General features: G+C 70.5%; 12 protein-coding genes. 6 read left to right on the forward strand and 6 right to left on the reverse strand.

The window, feature by feature from the left end:
* Window positions 1–53: 53 nt before the first annotated feature.
* The gene (locus ACFPLC_RS38460) at window positions 54–2,156 is read right to left on the reverse strand and encodes a (Fe-S)-binding protein (RefSeq protein WP_378199459.1); all 2,103 of its coding nucleotides are present in this window, start codon (window positions 2,154–2,156) and stop codon (window positions 54–56) included.
* A 31-nt stretch (window positions 2,157–2,187) separates the two neighbouring features.
* Window positions 2,188–2,604 (reverse strand): hypothetical protein, encoded by a 417-nt coding sequence (locus ACFPLC_RS38465; RefSeq protein WP_378199462.1) that lies wholly within the window; start codon window positions 2,602–2,604, stop codon window positions 2,188–2,190.
* A gap of 221 nt (window positions 2,605–2,825) precedes the next feature.
* Here ACFPLC_RS38465 and ACFPLC_RS38470 point away from each other — a divergent pair, with 221 nt between their 5' ends.
* Entirely contained in the window at window positions 2,826–3,488 is a 663-nt protein-coding gene (locus ACFPLC_RS38470) for a nitroreductase family protein (RefSeq protein WP_378199465.1), read from the forward strand.
* Window positions 3,489–3,493: 5 nt separating this feature from the next.
* Here the strand turns inward: ACFPLC_RS38470 and ACFPLC_RS38475 are convergent, their stop codons facing one another.
* The 3 genes from ACFPLC_RS38475 to ACFPLC_RS38485 form a co-directional block, all read right to left on the reverse strand.
* Window positions 3,494–5,587, reverse strand: a complete 2,094-nt coding sequence (locus ACFPLC_RS38475) for a diguanylate cyclase domain-containing protein (protein WP_378199468.1) — start codon at window positions 5,585–5,587, stop codon at window positions 3,494–3,496.
* Between the two features lie 84 nt (window positions 5,588–5,671).
* On the reverse strand, window positions 5,672–5,860 hold the full coding sequence (locus ACFPLC_RS38480; RefSeq protein ID WP_378236075.1) for a hypothetical protein: 189 nt from the start codon (window positions 5,858–5,860) through the stop codon (window positions 5,672–5,674).
* A 77-nt stretch (window positions 5,861–5,937) separates the two neighbouring features.
* Entirely contained in the window at window positions 5,938–8,865 is a 2,928-nt protein-coding gene (locus tag ACFPLC_RS38485) for a glycoside hydrolase family 3 C-terminal domain-containing protein (protein ID WP_378199474.1), read from the reverse strand.
* 346 nt (window positions 8,866–9,211) lie between these two features.
* Here ACFPLC_RS38485 and ACFPLC_RS38490 point away from each other — a divergent pair, with 346 nt between their 5' ends.
* From ACFPLC_RS38490 to ACFPLC_RS38510, 5 genes are read left to right on the forward strand one after another with little or no spacing between them, the layout of a single operon-like run.
* The gene (locus tag ACFPLC_RS38490) at window positions 9,212–10,219 is read left to right on the forward strand and encodes a LacI family DNA-binding transcriptional regulator (protein WP_378199477.1); all 1,008 of its coding nucleotides are present in this window, start codon (window positions 9,212–9,214) and stop codon (window positions 10,217–10,219) included.
* A gap of 34 nt (window positions 10,220–10,253) precedes the next feature.
* Complete coding sequence (locus ACFPLC_RS38495; protein WP_378199480.1) at window positions 10,254–11,495, forward strand: sugar ABC transporter substrate-binding protein; 1,242 nt, start codon at window positions 10,254–10,256, stop codon at window positions 11,493–11,495.
* Window positions 11,492–12,430, forward strand: a complete 939-nt coding sequence (locus tag ACFPLC_RS38500; RefSeq protein ID WP_378199483.1) for a carbohydrate ABC transporter permease — start codon at window positions 11,492–11,494, stop codon at window positions 12,428–12,430. Before ACFPLC_RS38495 ends, ACFPLC_RS38500 begins: the two co-directional genes overlap by 4 nt.
* Complete coding sequence (locus ACFPLC_RS38505; protein WP_378199486.1) at window positions 12,427–13,242, forward strand: carbohydrate ABC transporter permease; 816 nt, start codon at window positions 12,427–12,429, stop codon at window positions 13,240–13,242. Before ACFPLC_RS38500 ends, ACFPLC_RS38505 begins: the two co-directional genes overlap by 4 nt.
* A gap of 22 nt (window positions 13,243–13,264) precedes the next feature.
* A complete protein-coding gene (locus ACFPLC_RS38510; protein WP_191309215.1) occupies window positions 13,265–15,268 on the forward strand; it encodes a glycoside hydrolase family 31 protein in 2,004 nt (667 codons plus the stop codon).
* On the opposite strand, the gene ACFPLC_RS38515 is transcribed toward ACFPLC_RS38510, so the two are convergent.
* Window positions 15,269–15,871, reverse strand: a complete 603-nt coding sequence (locus ACFPLC_RS38515; protein ID WP_378199489.1) for a pentapeptide repeat-containing protein — start codon at window positions 15,869–15,871, stop codon at window positions 15,269–15,271.
* Between the last annotated feature and the right edge of the window lie 82 nt (window positions 15,872–15,953).

Genomic DNA, 15,953 nt, shown 5'->3' on the forward strand with positions numbered 1-15,953 from the left:
CAAGGAAGAGCCGTGCGGCGGCCGAGGGATATAGAGCGAACGGGTGAACCCGTTCAGACCTTCGGGGCTGAAGTGTCCGTAGCCTTCACCCGCTCCAAGAGCAACTGCGCAACGTCGCGCACATCGACGTTCTCCGCCTTCTGCTCGCTCTGCCGCTGAACCAGCCCATCGGTCAGCATCACGCGGCAGAACGGGCAGCCCGTCACGATCGTCTCGGCGTCCGTGGCGATCGCCTCGTCCACCCGCTCCAGGTTGATGCGCTTGCCGATCTGCTCTTCCATCCACATGCGGGCGCCACCCGCGCCGCAGCACAGCGCGCGGTCCGCGTGGCGGGGCATCTCGGTCAGCGAAGCGCCCGTCGCGCCGACCAGTTCGCGCGGCGGCGTGTAGACCTTGTTGTGGCGCCCGAGGTAGCACGGGTCGTGGTAGGTGACCTTCGGGCCGTCCTCCACCGGCTTCACCGGCGTCAACTGCCCGCCGCGGACCAGGCGGTTGAGCAGTTGCGTGTGGTGGACGACCTCGTAGTGGCCGTCCAGCTGCGGGTATTCCCGGCTCAGCGTGTTCAGGCAGTGCGGGCAGGTCGTGACGATCTTGCGCAAGCGCGGCTCGCGGCCCTCGAAGACCGCGTTCAACGTCTCAGCCGTCTGCTGCGCCATCATCTGGAAGAGGAACTCGTTGCCCGCCCGGCGCGCCGGGTCACCGGTGCAGGACTCCTCCTTGCCCAGCACCACGTACTTCACCCCGGCGATGTGCAGCAGCTCGGCCGTGGCCCGGACGGTCTTGCGCGCCTGGTCGTCGAACGCGCCCGCGCAGCCGACCCAGTAGACGTACTCGACGTCCTCGGCCAGCTCGCCGTCGAACACCGGGACGTCGAAGCCGATGTCCTTCGTCCAGGCCAGCCGCTCGGAGTTGTTCTGGCCCCACGGGTTGCCCTTGGTCTCCAGGTTCTTGAACAGCCCGCCCAGCTCGGTCGGGAACGCCGACTCGATCATCACCTGGTAGCGGCGCATGTCGACGATGTGGTCGACGTGCTCGATGTCCACCGGGCACTGCTCGACGCACGCGCCGCAGGTGGTGCACGACCACAGCACGTCCGGGTCGATGACGCCGCCGTCGTCCTCCGGGCCGACCAGCGGGCGCGCGCCCTCGTGCTCGGTGCCCGCGAGGATGTAGGGCGCCTCCTCGAACAGGTTGTCGCGCAGGTTCATGATGACGAGCTTGGGGGACAACGGTTTCCCGGTGTTCCACGCCGGGCACTGCGACTGGCAGCGGCCGCACTCGGTGCACGTGGCGAAGTCCAGCATGCCCTTCCAGGTGAAGTCGCCGATCTTGCCGCGGCCGAACGTGTCGTCCTCGCCCGGGTCCTCGAAGTCGATCGGCTTGCCGCCGGACTCCATCGGCAGCAGCGGGCCGAGCGCGTCCGGCAGCCGCTTCGCCGAGACGTTGATCGGCGCCACGAAGATGTGCAGGTGCTTGGAGTAGAGCACGATCGACAGGAACACCAGCATGACGCCGATGTGCAGCAGCAGGCCGACGGTTTCCAGCACCTCGGTCGTCGAGTGCCCGAGCGGCTCCAAGAGGTTCCCGACGCCGAGCGAGACGTACGCGCCGGAGTCGTACGGGAAGTTGCCGGACGCCGCGGAGGCGCCGCGGAAGAAGAACATCGTCCAGACGACGTTGAAGATCATCAGCAAGATGAGCCACGCGCCGCCGGTGTGCGAGCCGTAGAACCGGGACGCGCGGTCCTTGCGCTCGGGGGCGTTCCGGATCCGGATGATCGTGAACACGCCGAGCGAGACGGCCACGGCGACGGCGATGAAGTCCTGCAGGAACCCGAGCACCCCCCAGTGGCCGATCCACGGGATGGCGAACTTCTCGTCGAACAGGGCGCCGTACGCCTCGAGGTACACCGAAGCGAGGATCACGAAGCCCCAGAACGTGAAGAAGTGCGCCAGGCCGGGCACCGACCACTTCAGCAGCTTGCGCTGGCCGAAGACCTCGCGCACCTGCGCGAAGACCCGGGCACCGAGCTCGTCGGAGCGCTTGGTGTCGGGCTGGCCGGCCTTGATCAGCCGGTACAGGAAGGCCACGCGCTTGCCGGCGACGGCGAGGCCGACGACCGTCATGAGCAGGCCGAGGATGAGACGAACGAGCACGAGTCCTCCGCGTCGTGATGGAAGGACCGGCTCAGTGCGAGCCGGTGTAGTACCGGCACGCCTTGCACGCGTACCGCATCTTCGCGATCCGCCAGTGCTTCCGGTACAGATCGAGGTCGGGCGAGCGCCGGACGCCGAGGCGCTGGTAGCGCCCGGGCCGCCGGCCGGTTTCGTACTGCTCGGTCGCGCGGCCGAGGTGGGCGCGCCGCAGCACGCACCCCCGCGTCCGGCACCGGCCGAGCGCGGTGCGGCAGAACCGGTGCAGGAGCACGAGATCGCCGGTCACTTCTTCGACCACGCCGTAGCCCGGGTGGTCACCCGGCCCGGCGAGCCGCACCGGCAGCCCGCAGTACGCGCATTTGAGCGTGCAGGGAAGACAGCCGGTGAGGTGCCGGATCCGCAGTTCGCGCCGGTCTTCGGAGCCGGGTCCTCGGACGCGCGACGCCATGAAGCCTCCCGGGACGACTGTGATCGGCACCACTGTCTGCTACTGGAGGGTAATGAGGAGGTCACGGCACGCGACAGGACCGGACGGCCTAGTTTGATTGCGCTGTTCGAAGCAATTTTTGGAGGAAGGATCACCTTACTGTCCGTAGAGCGGACGCTTAACCTCGCGAATCGTACGTTCGGCCCTGCTGCGGCCTCCGTGTCCCCCGCCACAATCCCGGCATGACCTACCACCCGGTTCCCTACCGGCCCGCCCGGCTGCCCGACGCCGAAGCCCTCGCCCGGGTCGCCGCACTCCGGCAGCAGATGGAAACCCGGCGCTCGGTGCGCATGTTCTCCTCCGACCCGGTCCCCGAACGCGCGGTGCTCGACGCGATCGCGGTCGCCTCCACCGCGCCGAGCGGCGCGCACCAGCAGCCGTGGACGTTCGTCCTCGTCTCGGACCCGCAGGTGCGCCGGCGCATCCGCGAAGCCGCCGAGGCCGAGGAACGCGTCTCCTACGACGGACGGCTCGGCGACGAATGGCTCGACGCGCTGCGGCCCCTCGGCACGGACGCGGTCAAGCCCCACCTGACCGACGCGCCGTACCTCATCGTCGTGTTCCAGCAACGGTTCGCCCTCGACGACGACGGCGGCGTCCGCAAGCACTACTACGTCGACGAGTCGGTCGGCATCGCGGTCGGCATGCTCCTCACCTCGCTGCACGTGGCAGGCCTCGCGGCACTGACGCACACGCCGTCCCCGATGCGGTTCCTCGGCGAGCTGCTCGGCCGGCCGCGCAACGAAAAGGCGTTCGCGGTGATCCCGGTCGGCTACCCGGCCGACGACTGCGTCGTGCCGGACCTGCGGCGCAAGCCCCTCGACGAAGTCCTCGTGCGGATCTGACCGCCTCAGCCGGGCAGGCCGCCCGGCACATCGGGGAACGCCGGGCCCGAAAGCAGGTCCGCGCCGTGCTCCTGCCACCACGCGGCCTCGTCCGGCGTCCGCACCCCGGCGACGGACACCGCCGCCCCGGCCGCGTGCGCCGCGTCGATCAGGGCCGACAGCGGCCCGGTCACCAGCGGGTGTTGCCGTTTGGCGGCCAGGCCCGCCGCGATCCGGACCGCCGGGGCGGAGAACTCCGTCAGGCAGGTAACGTCGCCGAGACCGTGGATCTCCGCCCGCACCCCGATTTCCGCCAGTACCTTGAAGTTGTCGGCCGCGTCGCCGACGTCCAGGGCCGCCGCCGGGAAGCCGGGGCGCAGGCGGTCCGGCGCCAGGCCCGTGTCCTCCAGGACACGCCGGATTTCGCCGACCAGTTCCGGGTCGGCCGCCTGCTGCGCCGTCAACTCGACGACCAGCGGGACCTCGAGTCCGGACGCGGCCAGCCGTTCGGCCGCCGTACGCAGCAGCCAGGTGCCCAGCGGGAGCGCCAGCCCGGTCTCCGCGGCGAGCCGCACGCACGTCTCGTGCGGCAGCACGCCTTCGGCGGGATGGTTCCAGCGCAGCCGCGCCTCCACGCCCTCGGCCGAGCCGGTCGTCGCGGACACCAGCACGCGGTAGCGGGCTTCGACCTCGCCGTTCTCCCACGCGCCCGCCACCGACGCGGCCAAGCCGAAGTCGTGCCGGTCGCGCCGGTCCAGCTCGCGGTCGAACAGGCCCCACTGGTTGCCCGTCCGCTGGGCGCGCCGCAGGGTCAGGTCCGACGCCCGGAGCAGCTCCGCGGGCGTGCTGTCGCGCGGCGGCCGGTGGACGACGCCGATGGCGGCCGACACCGCGACCCCGCGCTGCCCGTCGACGTACTCCGCTTCGGCGAGCTCTCGGGTGATCCGGCGGACGAGCGTCACGACGCCCGGGGTGTCCGCCGTGTTCTGGACGAGCACGCCGAATTCGTCGCCGCCGAGCCGGGCCACGAGCGCGGTCTCCGCTTCGAAGACCGTCTTCAGCTTCGCGGCGACACCGCGCAGCACGCGGTCGCCGAGCTCCTGGCCGAGCCCGCCGTTGATCTGCGAGAAGCCGTCGAGGTCGAGGTGGAACAGGGTGACCCCGCGGACCGGGTCCGCGTCGCGCAGCAGGGTTTCCAGCCGGGTGCTGAAGAACTGGCGGTTCGGCAGCCCGGTGAGGACGTCGTGGAGGGCCTGGTGGCTCAGCCGCCTCTGCAGCAGCGAGACCTCGGTGTCGTCGTCGACGATCGTGAGCACCTGCCGGGGCACGCCGACCGCGTCCCGGATGACCGACGCGGAGAAGGTCGCCCACATCGGCTCGCCGTCCCGGCCGACCAGGCGGCGCCCGGCGCGCAGCCGGTGCAGCCGGCCCGCCACCAGCTCGCCGTAGCTTTCCCGCAGCTGCGCGACGTCTTCGGGGTGCACCAAGTCGAACAGCGTCATCGCGGCGATCTCCGCCGGCGTCCGGTTGAGCGTCTTGGCGAGCGCGGTGTTGGCCCGCAGCACCCGGCCGTCCAGCTCGGTGAGCGCCACGCCGCTGGCCGAGCCGGCGAACACCTCCTCGAACTGCGCGCGGCTGATGACGTGCTTCTGCCGCGTCTCCTGCTCGACCTTCAGCAGCGCGCGGCTCAGGCCTTCCTGCCGCTTCTGGATGTCCTCGCGCAGCATCTCGCCGTAGCCGGAGCTGAAGGCGCCGAGCACCAGCACGACCCGCTCGGCCAGCCGGTCGACCCCGCGCAGTTCCGGTTCGCGCAGCAACGCCTTGCCCAGCACCTCCAGGCTGCGGCGCAGGCTGCCGGCGCCGACGCAGCGCAGCTCGACGAGCCGTCCGCCCGCCGCCGCGGCCGCCTCGGTGCCCGGCGGATCGCTCGCCACCGCCTCGAACAGCCGCCCGGCCAGGACGGCCAGCTCACGCTCGATCTCCTCGGGCGTGTGCGGCAGGTAGGCGGTCGTGCTGATCAGGTAACCCCACTTGCGCGCGACCACGCCGAGCCGTCTCGCCGCGTGGTCGGCGGACGGTTTCTTCCGCGGGTCGTCGCCGCGGGGATGGGGAGCAGTCACCTCAGGCTGTCCAAGGGTTCAGTGCACACACCGGTTCGGGTCAATCGATATATCTTGGCCCGGAATTGTGCGACACGCACGGGTTCAGTTTCGTCCGATCGAGTGATAACCCTCCGGAGCGACACCCAGCTGGCCCTGCAGCCAGGACCGGGTGGCACTGCGGTATTCGCCGGCGTTTTCGTGCAGCGCCACGGAATGGCCCGCGCCGGGCAGCACGAACATCGACAACTTCGACTGATCGGCGTAATAGGCCGCTTCCTGGGCCCGAAACACGGCCGCGTCGGAACAGTCGTGAGTGGTAAGGCGGGTTCTAACCCGCCTTACCACTCACGACCGGTGCGGCAGGCTGCTCAGCGCAGGGAGAATGTGGCCAGGTTGAGCGGGCCGTCGAACGTCAGGTACACGTCGTGCCTGCCGTTCGCCTTCGCCAGGGCCGCGGTGACCGTCGTGTAGGCGTAGTGGTCACCCGTCGAGGCCACCGGGACCGTGCCCAGCACGCGGCCGGTCGGTGAGTCCAGGCGCACCGTGATGCGCGAAGACGCCGTCGCGGACACCGAGGCCGAGAACCGCGCCGGTCCGTTCAACGCCACGTTCCGGTATGCCACCCAGCTGCCGGCCGCGGCGGCGACCGAGGTGCCCGAGACCTTGGACGTGTCCGTCAAGGTCGTCCCGGAGTAGTCGTCGAAATTCTGGGCCTGGGTCAGGCGGCTCAGGTCCCGCGGCTGGGGGCGCTCCCCCGGCACGTACACCGGCTGCGGCGCCGAGAGTTCGGAGGCGTTGCGGCCCACCGAGAACTCGTACACCCCCGCCGCGACCACGGACCGTTCCCGGGCGACGTCCCAGGACGCCAGGTCCGCCACGGGCACCTCGAACCGCACCGTGCGGGTCTCCTTCGGCTTCAACGTCAGCTTCGAGAAGTCCCGCAGCCGCTGCACGCCGGAGTTCTTCGAGTAGAGCTGGACGACGTCGGACCCGCTGCGGGCGCCGGTGTTCGTCACGTCGACGCTCACCCGGACCTGGTCACCGGACCGGACCGCCCGCACGTTGTCGTAGCGGAAGCTGGTGTAGCTCAGCCCGTAACCGAACGGGAACAGCGGCTTCCCGCGGTAGTACTGGTAGGTCATCCCGGTCTTGGCGATGTCGTAGTCCAGGATGCTCGGCAGCCCGGCGTCGGAGGCGTACCAGGTCTGCGTCAGCCGCCCGCTCGGGTCCTGGTCGCCGAAGAGCACGTCGGCGACGGCGTGCCCGGTTTCCTGCCCGGCGTGGCTGGTCCACAGGATGCCGGGCACCGACAGGGTGTCCCAGCCGGTCGTCGGGTAGCTGTTCTCCACCACGACGACCGTGTGCGGGTTCGCCTTCTGCACCGCCTCGATCAGCGCGCGCTGCGCCGGGGCGAGCTCGGTGCTGGTGCGGTCGTTGGCCTCGCGGCCGTTGATGAACGGCATGCTGCCGACCACGACGACGGCGGTGTCCGCGTCCTTGGCCGCGGCGACCGCGCTGCCGACGCCGCTGGTCAGCACGTCCCGGCCGAACTTCGTCGCGTGCGCGGCGTCCGGGGAGGAGATGGTCAGGACGCCGTCCGCGCCGACGACCGCGAACTTGTTCGGGCCGAACCACGGCTCGTTGACCTCGTTGCCCGCGTACTCGAGCACGTAACTGCCGTCCGGCTGCGCGTCGAGCTTCAGCTGCTGCTGGACGAACCAGCCGGCCGGCTGGTCGACGTCGTTCACCAGGGCGCCACCGGAGTAACTGAGGAACTTGCCGTTCGCGGCGGCGCGCAGCGTGTTCTTGCCCGCGCCCCAGTCGTAGACGTCGAAGGACTCGGCGGTGCCCGCCACGGTCCCGCCCGCGGTGACCTTGCCGGTGGTCGCGGGGGCCGTCAGGTACCGGCCGGTGGACAGGTCCTTCAGCGCGATCCGGTCGACGCCTTCGGACGAGGCGACCGTGCCCGCCGAGCCGAGCCGCTCCTTGATGCCCTGCAGCGGCGTGACCTTGTACTGCATCGCGCCGGCGTACCAGTCCTCGTACAGCGTGTTCGACAGCGGGCCGACGACCGCGATCTTCTTGTTCTGCGCGGCGTTCAGCGGCAGCGCGCCGCCGTTGTTGCGCAGCAGCACCATCTGCGCGTCGGCGGTCTTGCGCACCAGCGCCTGGTGCTCCGGCGACCCGATGACGGCCGGGGTGATCTTCGCGTACGGGTTGCGCCCCGGCGGGTCGAACTCGCCGAGCCGGAACCGCAGCGAAAGCAGGTGGCGGTCGGCGTTTTCGACGTCGGCCATGGTCAGGAAGCCCTTGGCCAGTGCCTCCTTGACCGCGGCGACGGTGATCGAGCCGTCGGTGTCGTTGTCGGTGAAGCTGTCGAGCCCGGCCTTGATCGCCGCCGCGTCCGCTTCGGCCTTGGTGGCGTAGTACTTCTCCGAGTTGACCAGGTTGGACGGTGCGCCGGCGTCGCTGACGACGGCGATGTCCTGCGGCGCCCACTTCCGCAGCTTGCCGTCGAGGTCCGGGCTCACGTGGTTGGGCCGCCCGTTGACCAGGTTGTACGACGGCATGACGGCGTTGGCCGCGCCGGCCTGCAGCGGGATCTTGAACGCCTGCTCGTCGTAGTCGTGCAGGATCTTCGGCGGCACCGAGGAGTTGCTGGTGTCGCGGTTGACCTCGTTGTTGTAGGCGAGGAAGTGCTTCAGCGTCGGGGCGGCCTGCAGGTACCGCGGGTCGTCGCCCTGCATGCCGCGGCCGTAGGCGGTCGCGAACTCGCCGGTCAGGTAGGGGTCTTCGGAGTAGCCCTCTTCGTTGCGGCCCCACCGCGGGTCGCGCAGCAGGTTCACCACCGGCGCCCAGAGGTTCAGGCCCCACAGCGTCGGGTTGCGGGCGTTGAAGCCGCGCGCCTCCTGCCCGACCGCCGCGCCCACCTGCTTCACCAGCGCCGGGTCCCAGGTGGTGGCCAGGCCGATGGCCTGCGGGAACACGGTGCCGTCCGCCTTGACGACGGCACCTTTGTTGTCGTAGTCGGTCGACCAGGCGACGCCGTGCAGGGCTTCGGTGCCGGTCTTGAAGACCCCGATGCCGAGCCGCGGGATGGCCGGTTCGTACTGGTGCAGCAGCGAGATCTTCTCGTCCGCCGTCAGCCGGGACAGCAGGTCGTCGATCCGGGTGGCCAGGGGCAGCGACGGATCGCGGAAGGGCGGGGGCGGCGCCGCGAGCGCCGGCGAGGGGGCCAGCAGCAGGGTCGCGGCCACCGCCGGGACGAGGGCACGGCGGAAGAGGGACAGGCGCACGGACGGCCTCCGATTCGTCGAATCGTTTCGACGGCGTGGCGCGGAACATTCGCGTCGAACGGCGGGGAACCCGACGACTATTACAGCCGTGTGAGCGCGCGGTCAAGAGTCGTTGGGAACGCTCCCAGGACACGTGATCGAACTCGGCTTCTCCGGCTCTGAGCTGCGGAAAGAACCGTCAACAGCGCCTTTCGACACTTTCGACGAACACGCCGGTCGTCGAATAGTCGTCGAATACCGGCAAACGGCGAATGATGCTTGTGTTTCGGGCGGGTGTCACTTACCTTCGTGCCATCGTCGATGCGCTTCGACACCCCATCTCCTCCCCGTCCCCAGGAGGCCGCCCGTGGTCACGATCAACGACGTCGCCAACGCGGCCGGGGTCGCCCCCAGCACGGTGTCGTACGTGATCAGCGGCAAGCGCTCGATCTCGCCGAAGACCCGGCGGCTGGTCGAGGACAGCATCCGCAAGCTCGGTTACCACCCGCACGCCGGGGCGCGCGCGCTGGCCAGCAGCAAGACCAACGTGCTCGCGCTGGTCGTGCCGCTGCGCACGGACCTCAACGTCGCCGTCGTGATGGAGTTCGTCGCCTCGGCGGTCACCGCGGCCCGCGCGCACGACCACGACCTGCTGCTGCTCACCAAGGACGAAGGACCGGCCGCGCTGCAGCGGGTGGCGTCCTCGGCGATCGCCGACGCGCTGATGGTGATGGACGTCGAAACCGCCGACCCGCGGGTGCCGATGCTGCTGGCCCTCGACCTGCCGGTGGTGCTGATCGGCGTGCCCGACCACCCGGCCGGGCTGAGCTGCGTCGACCTCGATTTCACCGCGGCGGCCTCGGCGTGCGTCGCGCACCTGGCCGAGCTCGGCCACCGCTCGATCGCGCTGATCGGCCCGTCCCCGGCCGTCTACCGGCGCGGGACGAGCTACGCGACGCGGTTCCTGCGCGGCTTCGACGAAGCCACGAAGAGCCGGGACGTGCGCGCGGCCTCCCACGCGTGCGCCCACTCCTACGAGGCGGTGAGCGCCTGTCTCGACGAGCTGCTCGCCGGCGATCCCGGCCTGACCGGCCTGGTCGTGCACAACGAGGCCGTGCTGCCCGGGCTGCTGTCGGACCTGCGCCACCGCGGCCTGCGCGTGCCCGAGGACATCTCGGTCATCGCCGTCTGCCCGGACAGCATGGCCGAGCAGCACGTCGTCTCGCTGACCAACGTGGCCATCCCGGCCGAAGAGGTCGGTACCCAGGCCGTCGAAATGACCATGCGCCGGCTCGCCGGCCACACCACCCCGGAGGTCCGGCTGCTCGGACCCCGCCTCACCCGGCGCGACAGCACCGCCGCGCCGCGAGCCTGACTCGGTCCTGCTTCGCCGTTGAAGGAGAATCACCATGCCCGTAGTCCGTCGCGCCCTCGTCCTGACCGCGAGTGCCGCGAGTGCCGCGCTGCTGGCCGCCTGCAGCCCCAGCCCGGCCCCGTCCGCGCCGGGCGGCGACGGCGCCCCGGCCGCCACGTCGATCACCGAGCTCGACTACTACGCCGACGAGCAGGGATCCGCCGCCTGGCAGAAGATCCTCGACACCTGCGCCACGCAGACCGGGATCAAGATCGAGCGCCAGAAGGTGCCGACCAACCAGATGCTGCCGAAGGTCCTCCAGGGCGCCAGCTCGAAGACGCTGCCGAACCTGCTCTTCACCGACAACCCGACGCTCCAGCAGGTCGCCGCCACCGGCGCGCTGACCCCGCTGAGCGACTACGGCATCAGCACCGACGGCTACTACGACAGCATCGTCAAGGCCGGCACCTACCAGGGCAAGGTGTACGGCGTCGCCCCCGGGGTCAACGGCCTCGCGCTGATCTACAACAAGGACCTGCTGCAGGCCGCGGGCGTCGAGCCGCCGAAGACGTGGGACGAGCTGAAGACCGCCGCGGCGAAGCTGACCAAGGACGGCAAGTACGGCCTCTCCTTCTCCGCCATCTCGTCGGAAGAGGGCACCTGGCAGTTCCTGCCGTTCTTCTGGAGCAACGGCGCGGAACTTTCCCAATTGGACTCCCCGCAGGCGGCGCAGGCGCTGCAGTACGTCACCGACCTGGTGAACTCCGGTTCGGCGTCGAAGTCCGTGGTGACCTGGAGCCAGAACGACGTCGCCGACCAGTTCGTCAGCGGCAATACGGCGATGATGATCAACGGCTCGTGGAACATCGCCCGGCTCGACGAGCAGAAGTCGCTGCACTACGGCGTCGTGCCGATCCCGGTACCGCAGGCCGGCGGCAAGCCGGTGGTCGCCCTCGGCGGCGAGGTCGGCGCGGTGCCGGTGAGCAGCGGGCCCGCCCAGCAGGCCGCCGGCAAGGTGCTCTCGTGCATCCTCTCCGAGCCGACGATGCTCGAGTGGAGCAAGGCACACGCCTACATCCCGTCGAAGACGGCCGTGGCGCAGAAGTTCGGCACCGAGCAGCCGTCGATGCAGGCGTTCGTCGACGAGGTCGGCACCGCCCGCTCCCGCACCGCCGAGCTCGGCGAGAAGTACCCGAAGGTCTCGCAGGCGCTCGCTGACGCGCTGCAGGCGGCGCTGACCGGGAAGACGCCGGTCGACGCGGCCCTCAAGACCGCGCAGCAGGCGAGCGGCTCGTGACGGTCGCCGCCGCCCCGACGGTCTCGGCGGCACCCCGCGCGAACCGGAGGTCCCGCCGGGACAACCGGTTCGCCGCGTGGGCGTTCCTGCTGCCGGCCCTGGCCTACATCATCGTGTTCTTCGGCTATCCCCTGGTCGCGAACCTTGTGATGAGCACCCAGAACTACACGGTGAAGTCGTTCTACACCGGCGAAGCACCCTTCGTCGGCATCGCGAACTACTCCGCCGTGCTGAACAACCCGCTCTTCTCGACGGCGGCGCTCAACACGGTCCTGTTCACCGCCGGGTCGATCGTCTTCCAGTTCGGCATCGGCCTGGCGCTCGCGGTGTTCTTCAACGGCCGCTTCCTCGGCAGCGCGCTGCTGCGGTCGCTGCTCCTGCTGCCGTGGCTGCTGCCGCTGGTGGTCAGCGGCGCGGTCTGGCGGTGGATGTTCGACCAGGACCACGGCGTGCTCAACGCGGGCTTGCGGTTCCTGGGCTTCGACGCGGTGCCGTGGCTGAGCAGCACGAGCTGGGCGCTGCCGGCGGTGATCGTCACCAACATCTGGATCGGCATCCCGTTCAACCTGGTGATCCTGCACGGCGGGCTGCGGGCGATCCCGGCGTCGCTCTACGAAGCCGCGGCGCTCGACGGCGCCGGGGCGTGGCAGCGGTTCCGGCACGTCACCTGGCCGCTGCTGCGGCCGGTCACCGGGATCGTGCTCATGCTCGGGCTGGTCTACACGATCAAGGTGTTCGACGTGATCATGGTGGTCACCGGCGGCGGGCCGGCCGGCTCGACCCAGACGCTGACCACCTGGTCGTACCGGCTGTCCTTCCAGGACTTCGCGTTCGGGCAGGGCGCGGCGGTCGGCAACGTCCTTATCGTGGTGGCAACCCTCTTCGGGCTGCTCTACCTGCGTTCGGCGAAGGCGACCTTGGCGGAGGCGGCATGAAGACGGCGAACTGGCCGCGGACGGTGCTCGGCGTGCTGATCGTCGCGGTGCTGCTGTTCCCGCTGTACTGGATGGTCAACGCCTCGCTGCAGCCCAGCGGCGCGCTGCTGCGCCCCGACCCGGCGTTCTTCCCCGTCGGCGGCACGCTGGACGGCTACCGCAAGGCCGTCTCGACGCAGGGGCCGAACCTGCTCTCCAGCGTCGTCGTCGCGCTCGGCACGGTCGTCGTGTCGCTGGTCGTGGCGGCACCGGCGTCGTACGCGCTGGCCCAGCTGAAGGTGCGCGGCGGCCCGGTGCTGGTGTTCGTGCTGCTCATCGTGCAGATGATCCCCGGGATCGTGATGGCCAACGCGCTCTACACGGTGTTCAGCAACCTCGGCCTGATCGACAACTACCTCGGGCTGGTGCTCGCCGACTCCACCGCGACCATCCCGTTCGCCATCCTGCTGCTGCGGGCGTTCATGATCTCCGTGCCGAAGGAGCTCACCGAAGCGTCCCGGGTGGACGGTGCCGGGTACTGGCGCACGTTCGGCTCGATCATCCTGCCGGTCAGCCGCAACGCCCTCGTCACCGCCGGGCTGTTCTCGTTCCTGTTCGCCTGGGCGGACTTCCTGTTCGCCGTCACCCTGACCACCGGGCAGTCGTTCGAGCCCATCACCGTGGGCATCTACCGGTTCGTCGGCAACCAGTCCGCCGACTGGAACGGGATCATGGCCACCGCCGTCCTCGCCGCGATTCCCGCGGCCGTCCTGCTGGTCGTCGCCCAGCGCTACGTCGTCGCCGGGCTCACCAGCGGCGCCGTCAAAGACTAGTTCCCCTCTCCAAGGAGATTTCGTGATCGCCACGACCGAAGACGGCCGCTCGCTCGAAGTCAGCGTGCGCCACGAGGTGCTGCGCATCGAGCCGTGGGGTGACGGCAGCCTGCGCGTGCGGGCCGGACGGCACCGCATCCTCGACGACGTCCCGGGTGCGCTGCTGCCCGCGAAGCCGTCCGCCGCCACCGCCTCGGTGGAGGGGCGGACCGGCCGGGTGGTCAACGGCGCGCTCACCGCGATCGTCGAGATCGCCGACACCGACACCGGGATCGACGCGCAGCTGAAGTTCGTCCGCACGGACACCGGCGAGGAGCTGCTTTCTGAGCAGCGCGCCCACTTCTGGTGGCCTGGCGCGCGGCTGTTCATGCCCTCGCGCAACGGCTACGGCCGGCTGGAACAGCGCTTCAGCGCCTACGACGACGAGCGGATCTACGGGCTCGGGCAGCACACGCACGGCCGGCTCGACCAGAAGGGCCTCGTGCTCGACCTGGTGCAGCGCAACGCCGAGGTGTCGGTGCCGTTCCTGCTGTCCAGCCGCGGCTACGGGTTCCTCTGGAACAGCCCCGCCGTCGGCCGGGTCGAGCTGGCCGAGAACGGCACCCGCTGGGTCGCCGACGACGCCCGCCAGCTCGACTACTGGATCACCACCGGCGACGGCCCACGGCAGATCCTCGGCCACTACGCCGACGCGACCGGCCACGCGCCGATGCTGCCGGAGTGGGCGGCCGGGTTCTGGCAGTCGAAGCTGCGCTACCGCACGCAGGAGGAGCTCCTGTCCGTCGCGCGGGAGTACCACGAACGCGGGTTGCCGCTGTCGGTGATCGTGGCGGACTTCTTCCACTGGACGCACCTCGGCGACTGGAAGTTCGACCCGGCCGAGTGGCCCGACCCGGCCGGGCTGGTGCGCGAGCTCTCCGACCTCGGCGTCAAGCTGATGGTCTCGGTGTGGCCGTCGGTGAACCCGCTCTCGGAGAACTACCGCGAGCTGCACGAACAAGGCCTGCTGGTGGCCGCCGAGAGCGGTGTCCCGGCGCACGCGCCGTGGAAGGACAAGGGCTTCGGCGTCGAGATGCCGGTGGCGTTCTACGACGCGACGAACCCGGAAGCGCGGCGGTTCGTCTGGAACAAGGTCAAGGAGAACTACTACGACCTCGGCGTGCGCGCGTGGTGGCTGGACGGCGACGAGCCGGAGATCCAGCCGGGCCACCCGCACAACCTGGGCTTCCACGCCGGTCCGGGCGCGGAGGTGTTCAACCTCTATCCGCAGGCGAACGCGCAGACCTTCCACGACGGCATCCGCGCCGAGGGCGACGACGAGGTGGTGCTGCTGTCCCGGTCGGCGTGGGCGGGCAGCCAGCGGTTCGGGGCGGCGCTGTGGTCGGGTGACGTCGGGGCGACGTGGCCGTCGCTGCGGGCCCAGGTCCGGGCCGGGCTGAACGTGGCACTGGCCGGGATCCCCTGGTGGACGACGGACATCGGCGGCTTCCACGGCGGTGATCCCGAGTCGCCCGAGTATCGCGAACTGATGGTGCGCTGGTTCTCCTACGGTGTGTTCTGCCCGCTGTTCCGCCTGCACGGCTTCCGCGACCCGCGTCCGGCGTTCGGGCCGGAGATGACCGGCGGCCCCAACGAGGTCTGGTCGTTCGGCGAGGCCGCGTACGAGGCGATCACGGCGTCGCTGCGCCTGCGGGAACGGCTGCGGCCGTACCTGATGGAGCAGATGCGGGTGGCCCACGAGCAGGGCGTTCCCCCGATGCGGCCGGTGTTCGTCGACTTCCCCGCGGACCCGGCGGCCTGGGACGTGGACGACCAGTTCCTCCTCGGGCCGGACGTGCTGGTGGCCCCGGTGCTCGAACCGGGGGTCACCACGCGCCGGGTATACCTGCCCGCGGGCGCGACGTGGACGGACGCGGTGGCCGGAACCCGGCACGAGGGCGGCGAATGGGTCGAGGCCCCCGCGCCGGCGGAGCGCATCCCGGTGTTCCTCCGCGACGGGGCGGACCTGCCGATCCGCGACGCGTAGTCACTGCTTCCGCAGCTCGACCCACGGCTGCGGCTCGGGTTCGCCCGGCGCCCAGCCCGGCGGCCAGGTCCCGGCCACGTCGATCCGGACGTGGGCTCCGGTGAAGTCGTATTCGGTGACCGTCGCGCCCGTGAAGTCGACGGGGCCGGCGAAGGAGGCCTGCACGAAGCTCGCCTTGCGGACTTCGCAGCCCCGCAGGTCCACCGCGTAGAGCACCACGTCGTCCAGGTCGAGGTCCATCCCGGGCCAGAACCGCGGGGACTCGCGATGCAGGTGGGGCCGCAGGAGCTGCCACAGCTCGGCCTGCCAAGCGACCGGGTCCGGCCAGTCGTCGTCGAACCGGGCGGCGATGGCGTGGACGCATTCCTGGCGCCGCTCGGGGTCGCCGTCGGCCTGCTCGGCGAAGGAGGCCAGCTCGGCCAGCCGGATGGTGTGCTCGTCCGCCAGCAGCTGCGCCGAGACCTCGTCGGGCACCGGCTCCGGGGGCGCCGACGGGGTCAGCACCTCGGCGGGGCGGTCGCGGCGCAGGAGCAGCCACGCCGTGAGCGACCCGGACACGGCGCCGATCAAGGCCAGGACCGCGAACGGGGTGACGGTGGACATACCCGCCATTCTCCCGGCCGGGGCCAGCCAATTAGGTGAACCGGTGAATCCGGCGGGTGCCCCGATCCGGCAGCGGATCATC

This window comes from Amycolatopsis plumensis (assembly GCF_042652605.1).
Lineage (GTDB): Bacteria > Actinomycetota > Actinomycetes > Mycobacteriales > Pseudonocardiaceae > Amycolatopsis > Amycolatopsis plumensis.